Below are 17,749 nucleotides of genomic sequence, written 5' to 3' on the forward strand. Positions count from 1 at the left end.
GCATGCGGTAGCCACCTTCTTCAATTGCTCCGCCCACACCGGGCACCAGTCAATTCGCCGAGGTGGCGCCGGAAGTGTTCTCGGCACCAGATAGTCCTGAGGAACCTGCTCCTTCACGTACTCGGTTCGGGTCAGCCACTGTGCCGGCCCGCATCCGCTCATAAACAGCGTCAGGCCACACATACTCAGGACCAGAGCAAGGCGCATCTTTGACCAACTCCTTCAGCTCGGCCTCGGTCTGGGCCAGCTGTTCGTTAAGGTTTCGCTCTCGCTCTGAACGGATCAGGGCTTGCTGATCCCTCCAACGGATATCCGCCTGGAGTTGAGCGATCTGGGAAAGATTCTGTTCGTTGGTGACCTTCGCCTGAGCCATCGCCTGCGAGAGGTGTGCGTTCTCTTCAAGCAGCTGCTGGCGGTCGGACCACAGCCACCAGAAGGAGAGCCCAGCAACGCCCAACAGTGAGATGATCACTGGAATCGCGTAAGCAGAGAGCTTGGCTTTCAATGTGTCCAGAATCATTGCTTCACCTTGCCTGCCCAGGCGTCAGTGATGTTGTTTCCGAAGTAGCTGATGATCAGGGTCGCGCTGATGCCGTAGGACCAGCCGATAACCACGCCCATCGTCTCGATGATCCCGGGCCGGTTGTACTCAAGGGCAATCCATAGACCGGTCTGGATCAAAGCCCACCACATCCCGGCGTAGTAGCCGCGCCGGCGGTGCTTCCACCAGCGATTCGGATCTGGGTGGTTGTCAGTTGCGTCCATATTGGCTTTCAAGGAGGCGGTCGAGCTTCTCATTCATGCGGCGGATATCGACTCTGAGCTCGTCATAAGTCTTCTGGGTTCGGGCCTGATCGTTGACTCGCGCCTCTTGAAGCATGCGCACAGAGCTCTCAACCAAGGCGATCCGTTCATCCTGCTTGGATTGGTCCCGAGAGATAGAAACCGCCAGCCCGACAACCGTGATTAGTACGGCTATGGGGATACCCTTGTCGATATGCCATCCTCTACGATCGCTCACTTCAGCCACCGACAACCTCGCCAGTCCGCATGATTTCCGACAACTCAACGGCTCTCACGCCTACCTGGCGGGCCCACTTCGAATTCAGCATTTCCTCGGATGCGGACTCCCAGTCACGACGCCCAATGGCAGCCCACATATTTTTGAAGCCCATGAGCCCGGCAAAGCCCAGATTGAAAGCCATGTTCGCGATCACTGCCTGGCGGACAGCGTCAAGATCACGGTATTCGTCGACCGTCTCCAGCTGGCGCTCGACCTGGTCAATATCATTGTCGAGCATGAACTCAGCCTCATCACGGCTGATGCCCACGTCTTCCAGGTTGCGACCATAGCCGATAGTCAGCTTGCCCACGGTGTCGTGATAGGGCTTCAGGCGGAGGCCTTCGTGGCGCTCCAACTGTGATCTGAGTAGTTGGCGATTCATAGGCATAAAAAAACCCGCTCATTGGCGGGTGGATTTTGTCAGTTGGTGGTCAGGCTCGCTTTTTCGCCCACTTACAACTTGGGTTGATGCGGCCTTTCTGCTGGCGCCGCTCCATCTTGCGATGTTTGCGGAGGTTGCGCTTATCATTCGGGTGAAGCATTGCGTTCTCCAGGCACAAAAAAACCGCCAGCTCCAAGAGGAGGGCGGTTCTGATGGGGGTGTTTTCCCAAACTAGGGTCAGAGTACCAAAACCACCCCAAAACGCAACACCTTATGCCGCTCCCTCCTGCTCCTCCGACATCAGGCCAATTTCATTGGCAACAGGTGCAAGGGCTTTTCGCTCCATTACGTCGAGGATTCCCAGCATCTTGTCCCAATCAGCCGCCCAGTGCTCAGCCCAGTTTTGAACGCTCGGAAGCCTCTCGCCATATAGATGGTAGAGAAATCTTGATATGGCAGCTGGCCCGCCAAGCGTAGACCCTCCACCAAACACCACATCACGGTGATGACGCATTGCGGCATACATAAGGAGCTTCAAACGAACGATGCGCTTGCCCTGCATGGCGAGCAGCCGGTCTTTGTCCAAGGCCTTGAAAAACTCATTCTGAAGGTATTCGTGAACGCGCTCGCAGTCTTCCGCGCTGAATTCTGTTGCGGGCGCATACATTATCGCACCGAACGATCTCAGAGGCTTTGGCAGCGTCTTTATCGCCGCCTGGATGCGAGACCTCCACATGGCATCCCATCGCTCGAAAAAGTCATAACCGCCTTTTAACGAATCCGAAGCTGTCACTAGAGGCTTCCGACCAGAAAGCACACGACCCTTCTCTGTTTCCTCATATAGGTTTCGGTACCATCCCTGAGAGTAAACCTGACCCGGCTCCTTGGGCCCTTTCTCCTCTGCTTTTTTCTTCGGGGTGCGCGCTCGAGCGAGGGCGTCATCCTTCGGAATGTAAAAAGCGTCATGCCAAGCCTTTCGCGCGGATAATCTCATGAGTCCCCCTATACAACCATGTAGGTGTCGCGATCCAGATCATGGGCATCTACACCCCACTGAACCCAATTTTCTTGCAGCTCCTTTAACGGCCTCCATCCATCAACTGTGACCTCTACTGGTCGACATTCGAAGTCACACTCCGGAAGCCAGTCTTTGTCTTGACGCACCTTTGCGGGAACGGAGGGGGTCTTGAAAGAGCCGGGCTCAACGGGCCGGATCATTATGAAGAAACCCATTTTGACCGGTATCAGAAGGCTGCTACCGCCCTGGGACATAATTTCCAAAGCTTCCTTCAGCTTCATAATCAAGCAGCTCCTTTTATCGAGAAAACGTCTTCCTGGAAGAGAACCCGCCAGGTGCGGATCTGGGCCCGGCGGAAGTACCAATCTTTGTGCTCAAGCTCCAGGGGTGGCCACTTCACCCGCCCATCGATCACGCTATGGCATGAATCACAGGCAAAGCAGGCGGAGAGGTCGTCACTCTTTCGGGCGATGCCGTGGCTTTCGTCCGGAAGGTGAGCGAGTACCGTTGTCGACCAGTCTCCATTGCAAACTCCAACGATCTGCAGGGTGCAGGACTGGTTTCGGGCTGCGTCCCTGATCTTCTTCGAGTGTATCGGTGTCGTCTTCTGCAGCATTTCAGTCCCCGTGGTATCTGGATCCGCCAGCGCCATAGCCCCGACCATTACTCTCTGCCCTCATGGCCGCCATCTGCCTCCTGACTTCCACCAGCTCCTGGTTGCGTTCCGTCAGTCTGATTCTGAGCTGAATCACCAGGTCTTCCTTCGTGAGGCTTTCACCGGTTTCCTTGCAGACAACACCAGATGCCTCGCAGCGATCGCAGGGCATCTGGTAGAACATCGGCTTTACGAAGCCACCACCATGGCATTTCGGGCAGGGCTTGAGCGGGCGCTTCTCCTGGTTGAAGGCCGGCCCCGATCGTTTCTTCAAGCCGCACCCCCCGCTTTACGCAGTTTTTCCATTGGCGTAGCACGCTCAAGGCCTCGCCGAACCTGATCAATCTGGTTCTCAAGATCTGCAATTGCGGTATCCCGGCACAGTGCGTCCGCGAGCTCTTTGATTCGACGTTGGATCTGGTGGGTGTAAAAGTTCTGGTCCGGGTCCAGCCCGAGAATCCGATAGATCTCTCCGTAAGCCTCCTTCGCGTAGTCATCGACCTGGCGGCGCGCCTGGTTCTTCCTCTCCCTGATCGCCTCAAGCTGTTTTTCTTCGCCCTCGATCTGCGCCTGGATTTGCCGGATCTTGTAATCGCGAGTCTGTTGGGCCTTCCGGACATCGAACACCGCGGCCGCGACCTCATCGCCCAGCGCCTTCCGAACACGGGCCTCAATCTGATACTCGTCCAGCATTCTGCGACGGTTCACCTGGTGAGCTCGATCCACTCCATCAATCAGGAGCTTCAACATTACTCTCTGAGGAAGGGTTACTGGGTGCAGAGTCGGCTTTTTCACAGACGCGAACGTGTCGGTTTCCGGGTTGTAAGTCATCAGCCCACAACCGTTCGGCACATCGTTCTTCGTGATCAGTCCTTTCGGCACCACAAAGATCACGGCGCCGGCGAACTCCAGATAGCTTTGCCACTTGCCTTTCGTTACATCGCTCCGGAAATCGGACAGAGACACCTTCACCTCGTAGGCCACCGGCTTTGGGTGCATAAAGCTCTTGTCCATCGCGTACACGTCAGGGCGCGGACTGCCAGATGGGCCCAATTGCATGTCGGTCCACATCATGCGGCCTGATATGCCGCTCAGGTAATCGGCCAATCGAATCATCAGCTCGTCGTGTCTCATGAAGCCCTCCGCTTTTTCCTCTCAATGCGCGGATCCTCCCAGCCGGCCAGATCCAACTCGATATCGATTGCTTCCGGACTTACCTGGTAATGCCGGGACAGGTAGGACTTGCTCAGCTTCGGCAGTTGCTGATCAATACGGGCCTTCTCTGCAGCGCACTGGCGGATGAGTGCCTGGTCTTCGTCATCGAGGACGGCCACAGGCATATGCTCCCGCACTTTCTTGATGGTCGAGACATGGCACGCGAATTTCGCCGCCAGTAGCTTGTCGGAGAGCTCTTCGGACTGTGCACGCAGATCGGCACCGTGCATGTAGTCTTTTGCCGCCTGGCGGGCTCTCATCTTTGAAAGGTGGTTGCTTCTCAATGCAGACCTCCAATGCGCTTGGTCTGTTCGTCCACCGCCAGCTCCAGAAACTGCTCGGTTTTCTCGTTGTGGATCTTCACGACACCTTGGTCACCGCCACCCTGATACACCAGTCGAGCCTTTTCTTTGTCGCCAACCAGAGCGGGCTGCTCTTTCGAGCGTCCACGCATGAACTCTGATTGCTGGCTATTCTCGTGTTCACAGGTGCCTATGAGCTTGCGCGGGAAGCTGTCCGGCGGGGTGACCGTGAATCCCTGGTAGAGCTTGAGAAAGTTGTTCCGGACAAACGGGTATTCCTTATCGTCAGTGAGGGCGATTTTCTGCCAGCCGCCAAGGCGCTCGATCGCAGCGTGAATCTTCGGATCATCGAACACCACTGACCGGTAATTGCCGACGCAGCGGATGGCGTAATCAACCTTTGCCCAGGCCTCACCGCTGGCGGACTGGCTACTGCCTTGAAGCAAGCGAACGATATCCGCAGGCTTCGGCGGGTACTGCCCGGTATCCGGGTTGGTGATGTGGCGGCACAGAGCGTGCTCAATATCCGCCAGGGGGAACGCAATCAGGGACTGGAACACCATGTAAACCACACGCGGCTCAGGGCGCTTCCCATAGATTTCGTGAGTCTGTGTCCAGATTTGGTCGAACGCTTCCATATCATTGATGTTCATAGGTCACCCCCGGTTGGCTCGAAGCGCGTTGTTCGTGAATTCTCCGGAGCTCTGCAGACCGCTCCTCGCCTTGGTGGCTTGGACCCTTGCGTTGATCGGCCTTGAACTGGGTGCGCAGTTGAGGCCATTTCTCACGGAGTTTGTCGGGGCTCAGGATGTTGCCTGACCAAAAGCTGTGCTGGCGGCACCAGTCGTACAGCCTTCGAATGCTGCGGTGGTCTCGCTTATCCTGCTCCCGCATCAGTCGGATGGTGTTTGCCCACTTCGAGAAATTCGGCTGTCGGGGCTTGTCCTGTCCAAGCTGTTCCGCCAGCTGATCCCACATCCACACCGCCAGATCGAGGTCTTCCTGTGTTCCCCAGAATCGGCCGTTCTCGATGGCGGCATCAGGCCTCGAAGGTTGGGGGGCTCCGCTCGGTTGTTCCTCGCCAGCTGTGGCGGAGGAAGTGTCCGGCCGGTCAGGCCCGGACGTCTTTCCTGCCGTAGTCTCTGGGGTAGTCTCTGAAGTAATCTCTGTAATAGATTGGCGGTTTCCGCCCTCACAGTCTGGCGGGTTTGTGCATTCTTGAATGGCGCTTTCCGCCATACTGGTTGCACCATATGTACATTCTTGATTGGCGGATTCCGCCATTCTGGAGGAAAGCGCTTTCAGGGCGGCTTCCAGAGCGTCAACGTTCACTCGGAAGTACAGCTTCGCCGGAACGCCTTTCCGGATCTCTTCCAGGAAGCCGGCCTTTTCCAGGCGCTTGCGTGCGGTCTCCTGCTCCCGGCGTGTCATGCCGGTTTCGGCCTCCCAGTCGGACTGGGACTTATAGAACCAGCCGTCTTTGTTGGAGGTCCGGCCATGCCAGTATATGCACTGGGAGAGCATCAGAGCGCCAGTGATGCCGACGCCCAGATCAACAAAAGCTCTCTGGAAGGCGATAGGCCTGTCGAATAGTTCAATACCGCTCACGCCACATTCTCCTGGTCATCGAACAGAACGTGGCTGTAGTGGCCATCCCAGTCCTTTCGCATTTCAAGGCGGCCCTGCTCATATTGGGCATAGAGCCACTTGGCGCCCTTCTGCGTTAGCACAACCTTCTCGCAGGGCCGATCGTCTCTGTTCAGATAGCGACGCTCGGTGAAAAGCTTGTCCCGGTAGGCGGCCGCACTACGGTAGCCGTGGGGAGTCCTTAGCAGTCGCTTGCGCTCCACCAGGACAGGCTGCACTCGGTTCAGGTTGACGCCATTGAGCATCCGGCAGAATTCCACAGGCGTAAGGCCGGCCTTGAGGTTCTCGGCCAGGTCGTTGCAAACAGCGTTGAGGCGGTTAGTTTCGCCCTTGTAGTGGTCAACCTGGGAACTGAGGTCCTCGAGGGCGATCCGGGCTTCTTTGGTCAGGTTTCGCGCCCAGGAGGGTAGGGCTGCTTGTTCTTCCAGGTACTGCCAGCGATCAACCAGCCGCGCGGTGAACTCAGGTGAAAGCTGTGCAACGACCACGTAGCTATCACGCTTATTGACTTGATACGACTTCACCGTCTGGCCCAAGTGGTTTTTAACTTCCTCCGTTGGGGGAAGTTTAATAATTCCTCGCCCAGCTAACCGTTCAATGGAACGCTTCACATGATCGTGCCGGGACTCCAAGATCTGCGCGATTTCAGCGCTGGTCATGGTGAGCGCTTGGGTATTCCCTTGAAGAGTCAGATCCGTCATAATCTTTACCTCGTTAGTTGATTACCCGGCGAGGTGTTTCCGCACCGTTTGAGCCGGGTTTTCTTTTTCTAGGCCTCTGGCCCTTTCCCCGTAATCACCACCCGAATCTCTCCATCCGGCCTGACGATCTCGTCGCGTTTCAGAAATGGATGTGTCCGGAAGTGGCAGTCATCGATCTTCAGTGCGTCCGCCAGCCCGTCGCGGCCTGACTTGAACGCTGCAATGATGTTGTCGTCGTCCCGGGCCCGCCGGTTGGGCGGGTGGAAGTCCAGGAACACATGAATTTGGCCGCCAGCTTCGACCAGCTCCCGCAGGGGCGTCAGATCCCATTTGCCCGCCTGGATGGTCTCCAGCGAAATCATCTTGCAGGTGTAGCGATAGACTTCCGCAGCCCGGGCCCTCTTCGCCCAATGCCCTCGGGAGTTCGGACTCAGGGCCTTGTGCGGCCAGGGAAGTTTGATTTCGAGTTTCTCTGGCATTGCTTGCTCCGACTGCGTAATTCAAAAACTGTCTTAACGTGACATGTCACGTTTTCGCGTAGTGACTCCGGACACTCCGCCAGCCGGGCCTTTCTCTCTTCCCGATCGGCGCCGGCGGCAACGTAGGCGTTCCATTCACCAAGTGATTGCATGGTCCACCTCAAAGCGTTGTCTGGTAGCAGGCGAGGGAGTCGAACCCTCCGATATCCGGGTTATGAGCCCAGCGAGACACCGTTTCTCCATGCCTGCATAACTGGCGGGTTTTCCGGTATCACCGCTCTGGCATTTGTTAATCCGGTGCCACCCGGGACCCCCTACCGGTGGGAGCCACAAGTTCGCAATGTCATTGCGTTTGATGCGGTGCCGGAACCTTTACGCGCTGCGACCGGCCACGTCGTTTCCCGCATCCGAGGAGGGCTCTACCTGACTCGCAGGCCCGGGGAGACCTACCAAGTCACCTTGGTCATGGGAGCAGAGCCCTCCCGCATACGGGCTCCTTACGGGAGCCAGGCGGACTGATCAGCGAGGGCGGTGGTCGTGGGAAACCTTTGCCTCAGTCTGCTGGCGTTCTATCGCCGGGACCCTGTCCCCGGCTGCAATGTCGGCACCTTGGCTTTCGCCTGGCCAGCTTTACCGGCTGCTTCTGGTGGCGCTGCAGCTCGCGCCTGCATCATTTCGTGTCTGGGCTACACTTCCCTCTGCAAATTCATCCAGGGAGGATTGATATGCCCAGATATAAACTCAGATTCGAGGCCGACAACGACGACAGCAACCCGACTCACCACACAACCGATCACCCTCTTCAGAAAGGCGACGTAGTTCTTTTAGAGAACGGGTGGCATCACTGTGTGGTAGGTCTTCGAACTGGTCGTCGAGACGTTGTCGCCATTCTTTCGAAATCCGCTCAAGATTCTGAGGAGGCGCTGCTTCTAGCAAGGCAGTATGGACACCTATAATCAGCTCAGCGGCCTCCTTCGCCACCAGGTGCGGGCGAGTGACGTAATAGGGCCAAGTCACCCTGCTTGACGTGCCAACCCCCACGTTCTCCGCACCCATGGCCGCAACAAACAGGGCGGCCGCGTACTGCTGTGCAAATGTGGGCTCTGGCGCCTTCGGGTTAACGTCTTTCACCAGCTTTGCCATTACTTGCTCCAAACCCTGTACAGATATCCACCCATAGTCAGGCGGGTATTCCGCCAGCTCCGGAGTGGTTTAATAGAAACCATCAGGCCGCCTCAGGCGGATCAAGAACCGAGCGGAACTCTCGCCAGTCAACGTCTGGCCGAATGTCGGTAGCACGAACGGCTCCGCCCGAGTGCTTGTGCAGACGAGAGGTGAGCTCAATACCGAGCTTCTGACGGGTAGAGAGCGCCTTCCGGAGATAGCCCAGAGAGGTTTTGCACTTGGCTGCAAAGTCCTCCTGTTCAGCTCTCGACATGCTATTGAGGTAAAGTCGAAGTGATTTCATGCCCACAATATTTACCCATGGGTAACTATGTTGTCAACCCGCAGGACATTTACCAAAGAGTAAGCGTTAAATATTCTTGCGGGATGGATATTCATGAAGTGCGCAGGCAAAACCTTGCGCGATTGATAAATGAGAGGTTTGGCGGCAAGCAGAAGCGTTTGGCTGATGCTATAGACCGCCAGCCTGACTATGTTTCGCGTGTTCTGAAGGGAAAAAAGAACGTCGGCGAGATTTTCGCTCGCCATATTGAAGAGAGCCTGCACCTTGATAGGGGAGCAATGGATAACGTTGTCTTTATCAGTGCAGAAGCGCACCAGGCAATTGGATCTGACTCCGATGAGCTCTCCTCATCGAAGATTGCAGAATATGCGAAGAACAGGGCCGCCAAGGTGTCGTTTACTGCGACGCCAGCGAAGGATAAAGCGCATGGCGCGGCAAAAGACCGAGACGAACTGGAGTTCTTCGGGCACATGGATGCCTGGGACAGCAACACGCCATTGGATGAGGATGAAGTTGAATTGCCTCTGTTCAGGGAAGTCGAGCTGGCCGCCGGCGCGGGCCAGACTCAGGTAATCGAGAACCACGGCGCCAAACTCCGCTTTGCAAAATCCACGTTATCCAGGGCAGGGGTGGTCGAAGAGAATGCGGCCTGTGCCTTTGTCCGGGGCAACAGCATGGAACCGGTCATGCCGGACGGCACCTGTGTTGGCGTGAACACCGGTGACACCGCTATCCGGGACGGAGAAATATACGCGATCGACCACGACGGCATGCTCCGGGTGAAGTACCTGCACCGTAGACCAGGTGGCGGAATCAAGATTGTGAGCCAAAATGTGGCCGAACACCCCGCCGAGGAGTACTCGGCTCAGGAAGTGATCGACAATAACATTCAGATAATTGGCCGCGTATTCTGGTGGTCTGTGCTTCGATAGGGGATTGGAGGAACCGTTTTAGTGTCTTGGACAATTCTTGCCGTTACTCTCTTGTTGTTAGGTGGCCTGGGATTCATCAGGTCAATCGGATCGCGCCAGGCTGATCCTGTACCTTTACCTGGGCCAGGCGAATACGACTTCGATATTGTCGGAGAGTCCAATTACCAGAAAAGCCTTTCCAAAATAGCTGGCGGCAAAACCACGGAGGGAGCTGAGCATTACACTGAAGCTCTCATTGTGATGGAAGACGACAATCCATATGACAAGAAGGCTGTCCGCGTAGACATCGACTCTAAAACGGTTGGATACTTCTCAAAGGAAGACGCCCGCAGCTACAGAAGGCAGATGAAGAAACTGGGCAAGGAAGACGCAGAAGCAACCTGCAAGGCAGTCATTGTCGGGGGCTGGGATAGAGGCCGGAAAGACACTGGCAGCTTTGGCGTTAAGCTGGACTTGCCCACAGACTAAAAGCTTGCAAAGCAAAGAACGAAACCCGCCATCGAGCGGGTTTTTTTGTGCTCATCAATACTCCCTCCCTTAGATCAAATCGCACCTTTTAAACCCGTGATTTCGCAGGATTCTTTTCAAGGCCGGAAAATAAAATCAAAAAAGATTACCTAAAGGTATTGACGATAGCGTTTACCCGAAGGTAATCTTTACCCATAACGTTGATCAGGGAGACAACAAATGGGTCGCAGACAAAAACCAACTTACCCCCGAATGGAAGTGGAGCTGGCGGACGCAAGCTTGCTACCACCGCGCCGTGCCGAAGTCGTCGTGCTGGCGGCCCGTTCAATGAGCACAAAGGCCATTGCCCGCCAGCTGGGCATTTCCCCAGCCACTGTTGAGTGGCACCTGGATGAAGCGAAGGACCAGTTTCACGCCCTGACTCGGCTGGACCTGGTTTCCCAGGGCTGGATGCAGGGCCTGTTCCGGGCCCGGATGCTTGCCTGGATGCTTGTTGCTTTCTCAGCGCTGCCGGCAATGCGCAGCAGACCCACACCAATGACCGGTACCCGTCCGCCAGCCGTGCGCAGCGTGATTGGCCGTACCGCGATCCGCGAATTCCGTGCTTAACCAGGAGAACACCATGGCAACGCTGACTATCGAACTTCCGGAAAAGGTTACCCAGGGCCAGATGATGGAGGCCCTGGCCTCGCTGGGCTGCGAGCTTCGGCTTTCCAGTGATGGGAGGAACTACAAGGCGGTACCGAAAGAGCAGGGCAACGTTGTCCGGATGCCAGCTCGGATTCGCGAAATCCGCCAGCCGGGCCCGGGTGTGGCCTGATTACCGATAACCAAGGAGAAAGTTATGGCACTGATTTTGAGTAGGCGCCCCGGCGAAACGATTGTGATTGAAACTCCAAGCGGGGAGATCGTGGAGGTCACAGTGCTGGGAACCAACGGCCCCCAGATACGAATGGCGGTTTCAGCACCTGAGGCGACCACGATTGACCGTGAAGAGATCTACAAGCGGAAGAAGGCGGAGGCTAGTCATGGCTGAGTGCTATGCCCATGAGGTTTTCGGGAATCTTTCCTGCTTTGCAGGAACCCCGGACCAGGTGAAAGCGGCACTGGCTAACCAGGTAGGTGACGACATGGTCGACTGGGGCAGGGTGGTACCGCTCCAGGTGGAAACGGCCAAGTCCCGACACGCTGACGAGCTCTACCAGGTGCTCCGGGATCTCACCTCAATGGCAAAGCTGGGCGTTCCGATTTCATGCATCAACACATACCTGGCAGCGATCCGGAACGCGGAGCAGCTGCTGGAGAAAGTCGACAACGAATCCACGGAGGATCCGAGCAATGGCCAGCAATCTCAGCAAGCTTAACGACTCTCTTTTTGACCAGCTGAACCGGTTGAATGACCCCAACCTGAAGGGTGAGGCCCTCGATGCCGAGCTGAAAAGAGCGCAGGCCGTTACCAGTGTGAGCAAGGAAATCGTTTCCAGCTCTCGCCTGGTCCTCGATGCCGAGAAGCACCGGACCGAAATGGGAAGCCTCTACAAGATGCCCCAGCTGCTGGAGAACAAGGAGTAAGCGCCATGGCCGGGAAAAAGTGGACGGCGAGAGACGATCAGTGGCTAGCAGAAATGTATCCGGACACTCCGAACCGAACGATCGCGAAGGTTCTGGGCTGCTCCTACCTGGCCATCAAGAACCGCGCCACGGTGCTGGGTCTGAAAAAGTCTCCGGAGTATCTGGAACGAGAGAAGCCAGGGTGCTTTCGGCCAGGACAAACCAGCTGGAACAAAGGCGTCAGTTATCAGCCAGGCGGGCGAATCGCTGAGAGTCAGTTCAAGGCTGGGCATGCCCCCGCGAACCAGCAGCCGATCGGTACCGAGGTTGTCGATGCCTACGGCTATAGGAAGCGCAAGGTGCGCGATGACGCGCCGATTGGCAGGGCCTACAAGAACTGGAAGTTCGTGCACGTCCTGAAGTGGGAGGAATACCACGGCCGGCCGGTACCGCCAAAGCACATTGTGCGGCTGAAGGATGGTGATAAGCAGAACTTCTCTCCGGACAACCTGGTGCTGGTGAGCAGGGCGGAGAACGCGATCTTGAATAAGTTCTTCGCCATGGAGAACCCGCCAGAGGGGAGCTTCGATGTGCTCCATAACCTGGCCAAGATCAAGTTGGCAGCGAACAAACGGAAACGGGAGCTGACATGTTGATTGCAAGCTATGAGCATTGGGAAGCCGAGCAGAGGCAGATCATAGAGCAAGAAAACCCGCTTCTTGAGTGCCGGCGTTGTGACGGCGAGGGCGAGATCATCGAGGACTGCCCCTGTTGCGGTCATGAAAAGGAAGAGGAGTGTCCGACTTGCGAGGGCGCCGGGCAGATCAGATATGAGGACGCACCGATAGGTTTGCAGCGCGAACAGATTGAGCCGTGGATGTACTTCGACCAGGTCATTGCCGACCTGAAGAAGTGGTGCGCTTACACCCGTGAAGACTTTTTGAAGCTCGCCGGTGGATTCGTCAATGAATTCCGCAACCAGCATGGGAGGGTCTGATGGACGGGAATACAGCCAGAACCATCCTCAGCCTTAACGATCAGCGGGACAAGGCAGAAGCCAGCAAGCGGGAAGCGCTCCTGGAACTGGCCGAAATGAAGCACGAGCTCCAGATTCTCAGGCACATGAAGCGGGAGATCTTGGTCTGCCTGCTCGATCGACGGCTGCCGCACTACCAGCGGGACGGATCATCACCCAGCTGCCACCACACAGTCAGCCGAATAGCGAGGATTGTACGCAGTGCACACGCAGGTAACTGACCTGAGCCAAGAGGATCGCGCTGAGGCGATTATCGAGCTCATCGAGCGCACCGGGCTGGCCTACCTACATTCGAGCGGCTGCGCGGTGCTGAAAGACGGAACATGGCTCCAGCCTGAGCAGTGGCAAGTGTGGGTGGAGCATCTGAAGAATCAGGAGAGGGAAGCATGCTGACGGAAGCTCAGAAGAAAAGGGTGGCCATGATTATTGGCTCTTCCGCCCATGATTGCGAGGTGTCCATGGTGTTGAACGCCGGAAGCAGCCCGGTTCGCACACTTACTGAAGTTGCCGAGACGCTGCACTACATGAACGCCAACGGCATCGAGAAGATCAGCCATAGAAAGGCGCTGATGAAGGCGGGCCGGAAGGCGCTGAATGTGTTGGGGGAGATGTAAATGGCCATGACACCAACCGAACGTAAACGCCGCCAGCGTGAGCGGAACAAGTTCCTGGACATGAAGCTCTTCACCATGGAGCTGGCTGCCAACGAACGGGCAGCGATCGAGGAGGCGGCCCGGCTTCGGGAGTTCGACGACCAGACCGAGTACATCCTCGCACTGGTTTACAAAGATCGTGACATGTCACGAAAGGAAAACGTGTGCAGCTATCCCGAATGTAACTGCCCGTTCGATATGGGGCCGGATGGTAAGTGCCTGCGCGGAAAGCCACGTGGACATGAGGTGGAAAGTGACTGACTTGGAGCCACAGGTGCAGATGCCCAGGGCTTGTGTCAGCTGTGAACACTACAGCCATGCAGATTATGCCGAGGACAAGCACTGTCCGTTCAAGGGCCAGTCCGCCAGCGCACCAAAGCCAACACGCACACCCTGGGGCCGGTGCGATCTGCACGGCGCCGAGGTGTTCGCCACCGAAATATGCAACAGCCACGAGCCCGAGCCGTTCGTTCACCTGGTTGATGTGACCAACAGGCCGGAGCCGAGGACTACGATACAGGACAGATTGCTGTGACAGAGCATGAAAGAGAGGCATTTGACCGACACTTCAGGGAGCAAGCCTGGGGAATGGATGTCAGCGAAGATGTTGCGTGGGAAATATGGCAAGCAGGCCGCACACAGCGCGGGGTGCCGGATGTTTCCGCACTCAAATACGTTGCTGAATGCTTCTTGGAGAATGTCGAAGAAGTGACGGAGCTACTGCTGGCAGCTGGCCGAGCGGACAACATTGTGGCTCTTTGTAACGACCTGAGCCGAATTGCCGAAAGAGCAGAGTCAGCGCTATCCATCACGCCGCCAGCCGAACATACCTCTGATTACAGCTGCCCACACTGCGGGGCAAAAATGACTCAGGTGAGCCCAGCCGATCCAGATTGTGATGCTTTGTACTGCAACGAGTGCGGATTCAATGAGCCAGCGGACTCAGAAAATGGTGCCGACATTGATGACGGTACCAACCCTGTTCCGGAGAAAGATATTGACCCGCTCTTCCAGGGGCCGGATGTACCTATTGAAGATGCTCTCGGAGCAATGGAAGAAGAGCAGCGCCTCGATAACGAGCATTTTGAAGACTCACTGGATTCCGCCATCAGTGGACAAAGCAAGCAGGATCGCTTGATCGATTCGGTTAACGCTGAGCTTTGTAGTATGGCCTACGACATTATGCTGTCACATACCATTTCTGGAGAGTGGCCGGCCAGCGAAGCAGCTGCCAAGGCAAAACATGACCAGCTTCTGGCAATGGTTAAGGAGTTGCGTGGTCTAAAGGGACGCTGCGCGCAGCATGACCGAGGACAGGATTCGGAGCCGGTCTTTTGGTGGGATGGCGATATGTCTGATTTAGATGATTGCGTGCGGAAAAAGCAATCCGCTTGGCACACGATTCCGCTCTACACCCACCCACCCAAGGCGCAGGGAGTGCCGGAGGGGTGGCGCGAGGCCGTGCAGCGTGCCGTAGATGAGCTGTCGATCATGGATGAATCTGAAGGTATAGCAGGCTTTCACCTGAATGGCGACGTGTCCCCTTGGGGCGAAGGCGAGCTGCCAGCGGTTAGAGACGAACTGCAAGCCCTGCTATCTAATATCCCGCCAGCCGATAAGCCAGAGGGGGAGTGGGTTAAGCGTGAAAGTGGTGGTGCTAATGATTGACGCAGGCTATTTGCGAGAGTGCTTTGAATACCAAGAAGACACCGGGCTTTTATTCTGGAAAGAAAGACCTTTATGGCACTTCCAGAACAGCAGCGCCCATAAGCGCTGGAATGCGATCTACCCTGGCCGGCAAGCAGGATCTCCCAAAGAAGGATATTTGACTGTATGGGTTGCGGGCCGCAGTTATGGTGTTCACCGGATCGCCTTTGCCCTGAAGGTTGGCGAATGGCCTCGGTCAATGATCGACCATATAAACGGCCACAAAAGCGATAACAGATGGTCCAACTTGCGCGAAGCTGATAGCTCCATAAACCAGCAAAACCAAAAGCTTTATTCGTCAAATTCTCATGGCACATCAGGAGTTTATTGGAGGAAGGATAGATCTAAGTGGCTGGTCAAAATTCAGGTAAATAAAAAGCCAAGGGTCATCGGTTTGTTTCGACACTATGAAGATGCAGTTACCGCAAGAAACGACGCGTATGAGAGCTTTGGATTTTCGGATAGGCACGGAAGAGCTTGCAGCCCAGCCGAGCCAGATATCGGAGGTGAGAAGTGAGTGATTCAATCTTTGACGTTATTGATCGGCGGTTTATGAGCGGCAACAGCGTTTGTGTTGAGCGCGTGCACATCAAAAGCGATGAATGGACCGATCTTAAATATGAGCTTTTCGCAGCCAGGGAAGAAAGCGAACGAGTCCGCCAGGCAAGCCTTGATGTGATGATGCACTTTGGCGATATGAAGGCGACTAAAGAGAAGTTGGATGCCGATCTGGATAGGGCGCTGGCTAGGGTGGCGGAGCTTAGGATTCAACTATCCGATATGACTGGTTGTTCCTGCGATCAAGAAAATCCTTGCAAGTATCACGCTATGGTTACCGAGTCTGGACGTAAACACGTCCTTCATAAGCAGGCAGAGGCGGTTGAATCGGTTGCATGGCTGGCAAGCAGAAAAGACACACGGGAAATTATGAGTGAGCGCATCTCAGAATTGCGCAAAAAAGCCGACCAAATGGAGAACACCCATGACTAACCGATACATCACCGTAAACTTAACAGACCACGATTGCGCAGGCCGCACGCCAACTCATGTACTGGCCTGCTCACATACACGGATGCCAGCAGCTGGGAAGGTTTATCGCTATTCCGTAAAGCGGCGGAAGTATTCGGATCTGCCGGCGGGAGGTGATCATGCTGACACTTGAGAACGCACCGATTGGAACGAAAGCCCTGGCCATTGGCGGCGGGCACTGGGTGCGTACAGAGCGAGGATGGAAATGGTGCACCGGAGCAACATTTCCGCGCCCTGGTGGCGACTGGAATGGCGAACTTATCAAGCCGGTTAATTTCCAGCCAAAAGGCTCGCAATGCACAGCCTGCAAACACAGAAACGGGCCCTGCAGTCACCTGCCGTTCCACAAAATGCCGGTGTGCAACACCCTGCCGGATGGTACGAAGGTGGTGATCTGTCGGGAATTTGAGCGGAGGAACGTGAAGTGAGCAAGCGCCCAATCGAACCGGCCCCTTTCAACATCGGTGTACGCGTTGTGGATATCGGGGATGTGCGAGTTGCCCGCGGCAAGACTCGATTCAATCACGAAACCTGCAGGCACAACAGAATGGTCTACGACCAGCAGGAGCGCCGGATCTGGTGCGAGGACTGCGGAAACGATGTGGACGTGTTTGACGCATACGTGAGGCTGGTTGAGTGCCACGACTCGGCATGGAAGAAAATCTGGCGGACATGGAACGAGGCGAAGGAGGCCGCCGATTTCCAGTTACGCAGCCGCGCGGCTAAGGCGATGGACAAGATATGGCGCGGGCGGCGGATGGTTCCGAACTGCCCACATTGCGGAGAAGGGCTGCTGCCAGAGGATGTGCTTGAAAATAAGTCTGCATCATCTGCCGAGTTGACCAGGAGAAAGAGAGCCAAGGTGAATTCATGAATCAAGCAGAGCTATTCTCGGTGGATCCGCCAGTACCAGAGGTTGAGCACGGCGGTTACATGCCGCCAGCAACTCGGATCTATCGAGTCGAGGAGTTTCCGGCCAGATACAAAGAGGCTCGCGGCATGCGCACCTTTGACGTGCCTACGTTGTTCTGGTTGATGGACCGGGTGCTGGAGGTCCTAGAGGGTGGGCCGGTGCATTGGTACGACATGGGCAAGGCGATCGGACTGCCAGTCGATACGAGCACTCTTTCCTGGCACTTGGGCCTGATGGCCAACTATGGACTGATCCATGCTGAACCGATCTATTTCGGCAGCTCTTCTCCGCACCTGGGGAACTATCGGGGCTTTCAGTATCGCTATTCACTGCCAGAGGGGGTGCCTTCATGACGGAAGTAATGATTCAGCCGCGGATCATCCGGGCAGGCCAGGCCCCAGACTATTGCGGCATGGGGCGGGAAGTTTTTAATAAAGAAATTCGGCCGTATCTCACTGAAATTCCGATAGGCGATATCGGAAAGGGATTCGATCGCCTTGATTTGGACAGTGCCCTGGACGAGTATATTT

General features: G+C 56.0%; 35 protein-coding genes and 1 tRNA gene. 19 read left to right on the plus strand and 17 right to left on the minus strand.

What is annotated here, in order from left to right:
• Window positions 1–49: 49 nt before the first annotated feature.
• From ACGK9W_RS00415 to ACGK9W_RS00495, 17 genes are all read right to left on the minus strand, one after another.
• Entirely contained in the window at window positions 50–520 is a 471-nt protein-coding gene (locus tag ACGK9W_RS00415; RefSeq protein WP_405418682.1) for a hypothetical protein, read from the minus strand.
• On the minus strand, window positions 517–765 hold the full coding sequence (locus tag ACGK9W_RS00420; protein WP_405418684.1) for a hypothetical protein: 249 nt from the start codon (window positions 763–765) through the stop codon (window positions 517–519). The genes ACGK9W_RS00415 and ACGK9W_RS00420 overlap by 4 nt, the downstream gene beginning before the upstream one ends.
• Window positions 752–1,021, minus strand: a complete 270-nt coding sequence (locus ACGK9W_RS00425) for a hypothetical protein (protein ID WP_405418685.1) — start codon at window positions 1,019–1,021, stop codon at window positions 752–754. Before ACGK9W_RS00425 ends, ACGK9W_RS00420 begins: the two co-directional genes overlap by 14 nt.
• Before the next feature lies 1 nt (window position 1,022).
• Window positions 1,023–1,451, minus strand: a complete 429-nt coding sequence (locus ACGK9W_RS00430; protein ID WP_405418687.1) for a glycoside hydrolase family protein — start codon at window positions 1,449–1,451, stop codon at window positions 1,023–1,025.
• Between the two features lie 265 nt (window positions 1,452–1,716).
• On the minus strand, window positions 1,717–2,439 hold the full coding sequence (locus ACGK9W_RS00435) for a hypothetical protein (protein WP_405418689.1): 723 nt from the start codon (window positions 2,437–2,439) through the stop codon (window positions 1,717–1,719).
• An 8-nt stretch (window positions 2,440–2,447) separates the two neighbouring features.
• The gene (locus ACGK9W_RS00440; protein ID WP_405418691.1) at window positions 2,448–2,744 is read right to left on the minus strand and encodes a hypothetical protein; all 297 of its coding nucleotides are present in this window, start codon (window positions 2,742–2,744) and stop codon (window positions 2,448–2,450) included.
• Window positions 2,745–2,746: 2 nt separating this feature from the next.
• Window positions 2,747–3,079, minus strand: coding sequence for a nuclease domain-containing protein (locus ACGK9W_RS00445; protein ID WP_405418692.1), 333 nt, complete (start codon window positions 3,077–3,079; stop codon window positions 2,747–2,749).
• A 1-nt stretch (window position 3,080) separates the two neighbouring features.
• Window positions 3,081–3,392 carry a hypothetical protein gene (locus ACGK9W_RS00450; protein ID WP_219495996.1) on the minus strand — a complete coding sequence of 104 codons (312 nt, stop codon included), beginning with the start codon at window positions 3,390–3,392 and terminating at the stop codon, window positions 3,081–3,083.
• The gene (locus ACGK9W_RS00455; protein WP_405418694.1) at window positions 3,389–4,252 is read right to left on the minus strand and encodes a hypothetical protein; all 864 of its coding nucleotides are present in this window, start codon (window positions 4,250–4,252) and stop codon (window positions 3,389–3,391) included. The genes ACGK9W_RS00450 and ACGK9W_RS00455 overlap by 4 nt, the downstream gene beginning before the upstream one ends.
• Entirely contained in the window at window positions 4,249–4,617 is a 369-nt protein-coding gene (locus tag ACGK9W_RS00460; protein ID WP_405418696.1) for a hypothetical protein, read from the minus strand. The genes ACGK9W_RS00455 and ACGK9W_RS00460 overlap by 4 nt, the downstream gene beginning before the upstream one ends.
• Entirely contained in the window at window positions 4,614–5,288 is a 675-nt protein-coding gene (locus tag ACGK9W_RS00465; RefSeq protein ID WP_405418698.1) for a DUF6475 domain-containing protein, read from the minus strand. The genes ACGK9W_RS00460 and ACGK9W_RS00465 overlap by 4 nt, the downstream gene beginning before the upstream one ends.
• On the minus strand, window positions 5,275–6,243 hold the full coding sequence (locus ACGK9W_RS00470) for a replication protein O (protein ID WP_405418700.1): 969 nt from the start codon (window positions 6,241–6,243) through the stop codon (window positions 5,275–5,277). The genes ACGK9W_RS00465 and ACGK9W_RS00470 overlap by 14 nt, the downstream gene beginning before the upstream one ends.
• Complete coding sequence (locus ACGK9W_RS00475) at window positions 6,240–6,983, minus strand: Rha family transcriptional regulator (RefSeq protein ID WP_286810802.1); 744 nt, start codon at window positions 6,981–6,983, stop codon at window positions 6,240–6,242. Before ACGK9W_RS00475 ends, ACGK9W_RS00470 begins: the two co-directional genes overlap by 4 nt.
• Window positions 6,984–7,051: 68 nt before the next feature.
• Window positions 7,052–7,462 (minus strand): endodeoxyribonuclease RusA, encoded by a 411-nt coding sequence (locus ACGK9W_RS00480; RefSeq protein WP_286810803.1) that lies wholly within the window; start codon window positions 7,460–7,462, stop codon window positions 7,052–7,054.
• A 177-nt stretch (window positions 7,463–7,639) separates the two neighbouring features.
• Window positions 7,640–7,711: transfer RNA gene (locus ACGK9W_RS00485), tRNA-Met, on the minus strand.
• 492 nt (window positions 7,712–8,203) lie between these two features.
• The gene (locus ACGK9W_RS00490; RefSeq protein ID WP_405418702.1) at window positions 8,204–8,605 is read right to left on the minus strand and encodes a hypothetical protein; all 402 of its coding nucleotides are present in this window, start codon (window positions 8,603–8,605) and stop codon (window positions 8,204–8,206) included.
• An 82-nt stretch (window positions 8,606–8,687) separates the two neighbouring features.
• Window positions 8,688–8,930, minus strand: coding sequence for a hypothetical protein (locus ACGK9W_RS00495; protein WP_405418704.1), 243 nt, complete (start codon window positions 8,928–8,930; stop codon window positions 8,688–8,690).
• 17 nt (window positions 8,931–8,947) lie between these two features.
• On the opposite strand from ACGK9W_RS00495, the gene ACGK9W_RS00500 reads away from it, so the two are divergent.
• The 19 genes from ACGK9W_RS00500 (at window position 8,948) to ACGK9W_RS00590 (ending at window position 17,572) form a co-directional block, all read left to right on the plus strand.
• The gene (locus ACGK9W_RS00500) at window positions 8,948–9,862 is read left to right on the plus strand and encodes a S24 family peptidase (protein WP_405418705.1); all 915 of its coding nucleotides are present in this window, start codon (window positions 8,948–8,950) and stop codon (window positions 9,860–9,862) included.
• Window positions 9,863–9,883: 21 nt separating this feature from the next.
• Window positions 9,884–10,330, plus strand: a complete 447-nt coding sequence (locus tag ACGK9W_RS00505; RefSeq protein WP_405418707.1) for a hypothetical protein — start codon at window positions 9,884–9,886, stop codon at window positions 10,328–10,330.
• Window positions 10,331–10,549: 219 nt separating this feature from the next.
• Complete coding sequence (locus ACGK9W_RS00510; RefSeq protein ID WP_209398789.1) at window positions 10,550–10,939, plus strand: response regulator transcription factor; 390 nt, start codon at window positions 10,550–10,552, stop codon at window positions 10,937–10,939.
• 13 nt (window positions 10,940–10,952) lie between these two features.
• Window positions 10,953–11,150 (plus strand): hypothetical protein, encoded by a 198-nt coding sequence (locus ACGK9W_RS00515; RefSeq protein ID WP_375172482.1) that lies wholly within the window; start codon window positions 10,953–10,955, stop codon window positions 11,148–11,150.
• A gap of 24 nt (window positions 11,151–11,174) precedes the next feature.
• Window positions 11,175–11,366 (plus strand): carbon storage regulator, encoded by a 192-nt coding sequence (locus ACGK9W_RS00520; RefSeq protein ID WP_375172483.1) that lies wholly within the window; start codon window positions 11,175–11,177, stop codon window positions 11,364–11,366.
• Window positions 11,359–11,694, plus strand: a complete 336-nt coding sequence (locus tag ACGK9W_RS00525) for a hypothetical protein (RefSeq protein ID WP_405418710.1) — start codon at window positions 11,359–11,361, stop codon at window positions 11,692–11,694. Before ACGK9W_RS00520 ends, ACGK9W_RS00525 begins: the two co-directional genes overlap by 8 nt.
• Window positions 11,669–11,902, plus strand: coding sequence for a hypothetical protein (locus tag ACGK9W_RS00530; protein ID WP_286810815.1), 234 nt, complete (start codon window positions 11,669–11,671; stop codon window positions 11,900–11,902). Before ACGK9W_RS00525 ends, ACGK9W_RS00530 begins: the two co-directional genes overlap by 26 nt.
• 5 nt (window positions 11,903–11,907) lie before the next feature.
• Window positions 11,908–12,537, plus strand: coding sequence for an HNH endonuclease signature motif containing protein (locus tag ACGK9W_RS00535; RefSeq protein WP_405418712.1), 630 nt, complete (start codon window positions 11,908–11,910; stop codon window positions 12,535–12,537).
• A complete protein-coding gene (locus ACGK9W_RS00540) occupies window positions 12,531–12,878 on the plus strand; it encodes a hypothetical protein (RefSeq protein WP_405418714.1) in 348 nt (115 codons plus the stop codon). Before ACGK9W_RS00535 ends, ACGK9W_RS00540 begins: the two co-directional genes overlap by 7 nt.
• Complete coding sequence (locus ACGK9W_RS00545; RefSeq protein WP_209398782.1) at window positions 12,878–13,138, plus strand: hypothetical protein; 261 nt, start codon at window positions 12,878–12,880, stop codon at window positions 13,136–13,138. The genes ACGK9W_RS00540 and ACGK9W_RS00545 overlap by 1 nt, the downstream gene beginning before the upstream one ends.
• A 165-nt stretch (window positions 13,139–13,303) precedes the next feature.
• Window positions 13,304–13,531: a hypothetical protein gene (locus tag ACGK9W_RS00550; protein ID WP_273156404.1), complete on the plus strand. Its 228-nt coding sequence runs from the start codon at window positions 13,304–13,306 to the stop codon at window positions 13,529–13,531.
• Window positions 13,532–13,831, plus strand: a complete 300-nt coding sequence (locus ACGK9W_RS00555) for a hypothetical protein (protein WP_405418717.1) — start codon at window positions 13,532–13,534, stop codon at window positions 13,829–13,831. It abuts the gene before it with no gap.
• Window positions 13,824–14,105, plus strand: a complete 282-nt coding sequence (locus ACGK9W_RS00560) for a hypothetical protein (RefSeq protein ID WP_405418719.1) — start codon at window positions 13,824–13,826, stop codon at window positions 14,103–14,105. Before ACGK9W_RS00555 ends, ACGK9W_RS00560 begins: the two co-directional genes overlap by 8 nt.
• 53 nt (window positions 14,106–14,158) lie before the next feature.
• On the plus strand, window positions 14,159–15,238 hold the full coding sequence (locus tag ACGK9W_RS00565) for a hypothetical protein (RefSeq protein WP_405418721.1): 1,080 nt from the start codon (window positions 14,159–14,161) through the stop codon (window positions 15,236–15,238).
• Window positions 15,213–15,794, plus strand: coding sequence for an HNH endonuclease (locus ACGK9W_RS00570; protein ID WP_405418723.1), 582 nt, complete (start codon window positions 15,213–15,215; stop codon window positions 15,792–15,794). The genes ACGK9W_RS00565 and ACGK9W_RS00570 overlap by 26 nt, the downstream gene beginning before the upstream one ends.
• Window positions 15,791–16,267 carry a hypothetical protein gene (locus tag ACGK9W_RS00575; RefSeq protein ID WP_405418725.1) on the plus strand — a complete coding sequence of 159 codons (477 nt, stop codon included), beginning with the start codon at window positions 15,791–15,793 and terminating at the stop codon, window positions 16,265–16,267. Before ACGK9W_RS00570 ends, ACGK9W_RS00575 begins: the two co-directional genes overlap by 4 nt.
• A gap of 158 nt (window positions 16,268–16,425) precedes the next feature.
• Complete coding sequence (locus ACGK9W_RS00580; protein WP_405418727.1) at window positions 16,426–16,734, plus strand: hypothetical protein; 309 nt, start codon at window positions 16,426–16,428, stop codon at window positions 16,732–16,734.
• The gene (locus ACGK9W_RS00585) at window positions 16,731–17,180 is read left to right on the plus strand and encodes a hypothetical protein (protein ID WP_405418728.1); all 450 of its coding nucleotides are present in this window, start codon (window positions 16,731–16,733) and stop codon (window positions 17,178–17,180) included. The genes ACGK9W_RS00580 and ACGK9W_RS00585 overlap by 4 nt, the downstream gene beginning before the upstream one ends.
• Window positions 17,177–17,572: a hypothetical protein gene (locus tag ACGK9W_RS00590; protein WP_405418730.1), complete on the plus strand. Its 396-nt coding sequence runs from the start codon at window positions 17,177–17,179 to the stop codon at window positions 17,570–17,572. The genes ACGK9W_RS00585 and ACGK9W_RS00590 overlap by 4 nt, the downstream gene beginning before the upstream one ends.
• Window positions 17,573–17,749: the final 177 nt, after the last annotated feature.

This window comes from Marinobacter flavimaris (assembly GCF_045057155.1).
GTDB lineage: Bacteria > Pseudomonadota > Gammaproteobacteria > Pseudomonadales > Oleiphilaceae > Marinobacter > Marinobacter manganoxydans.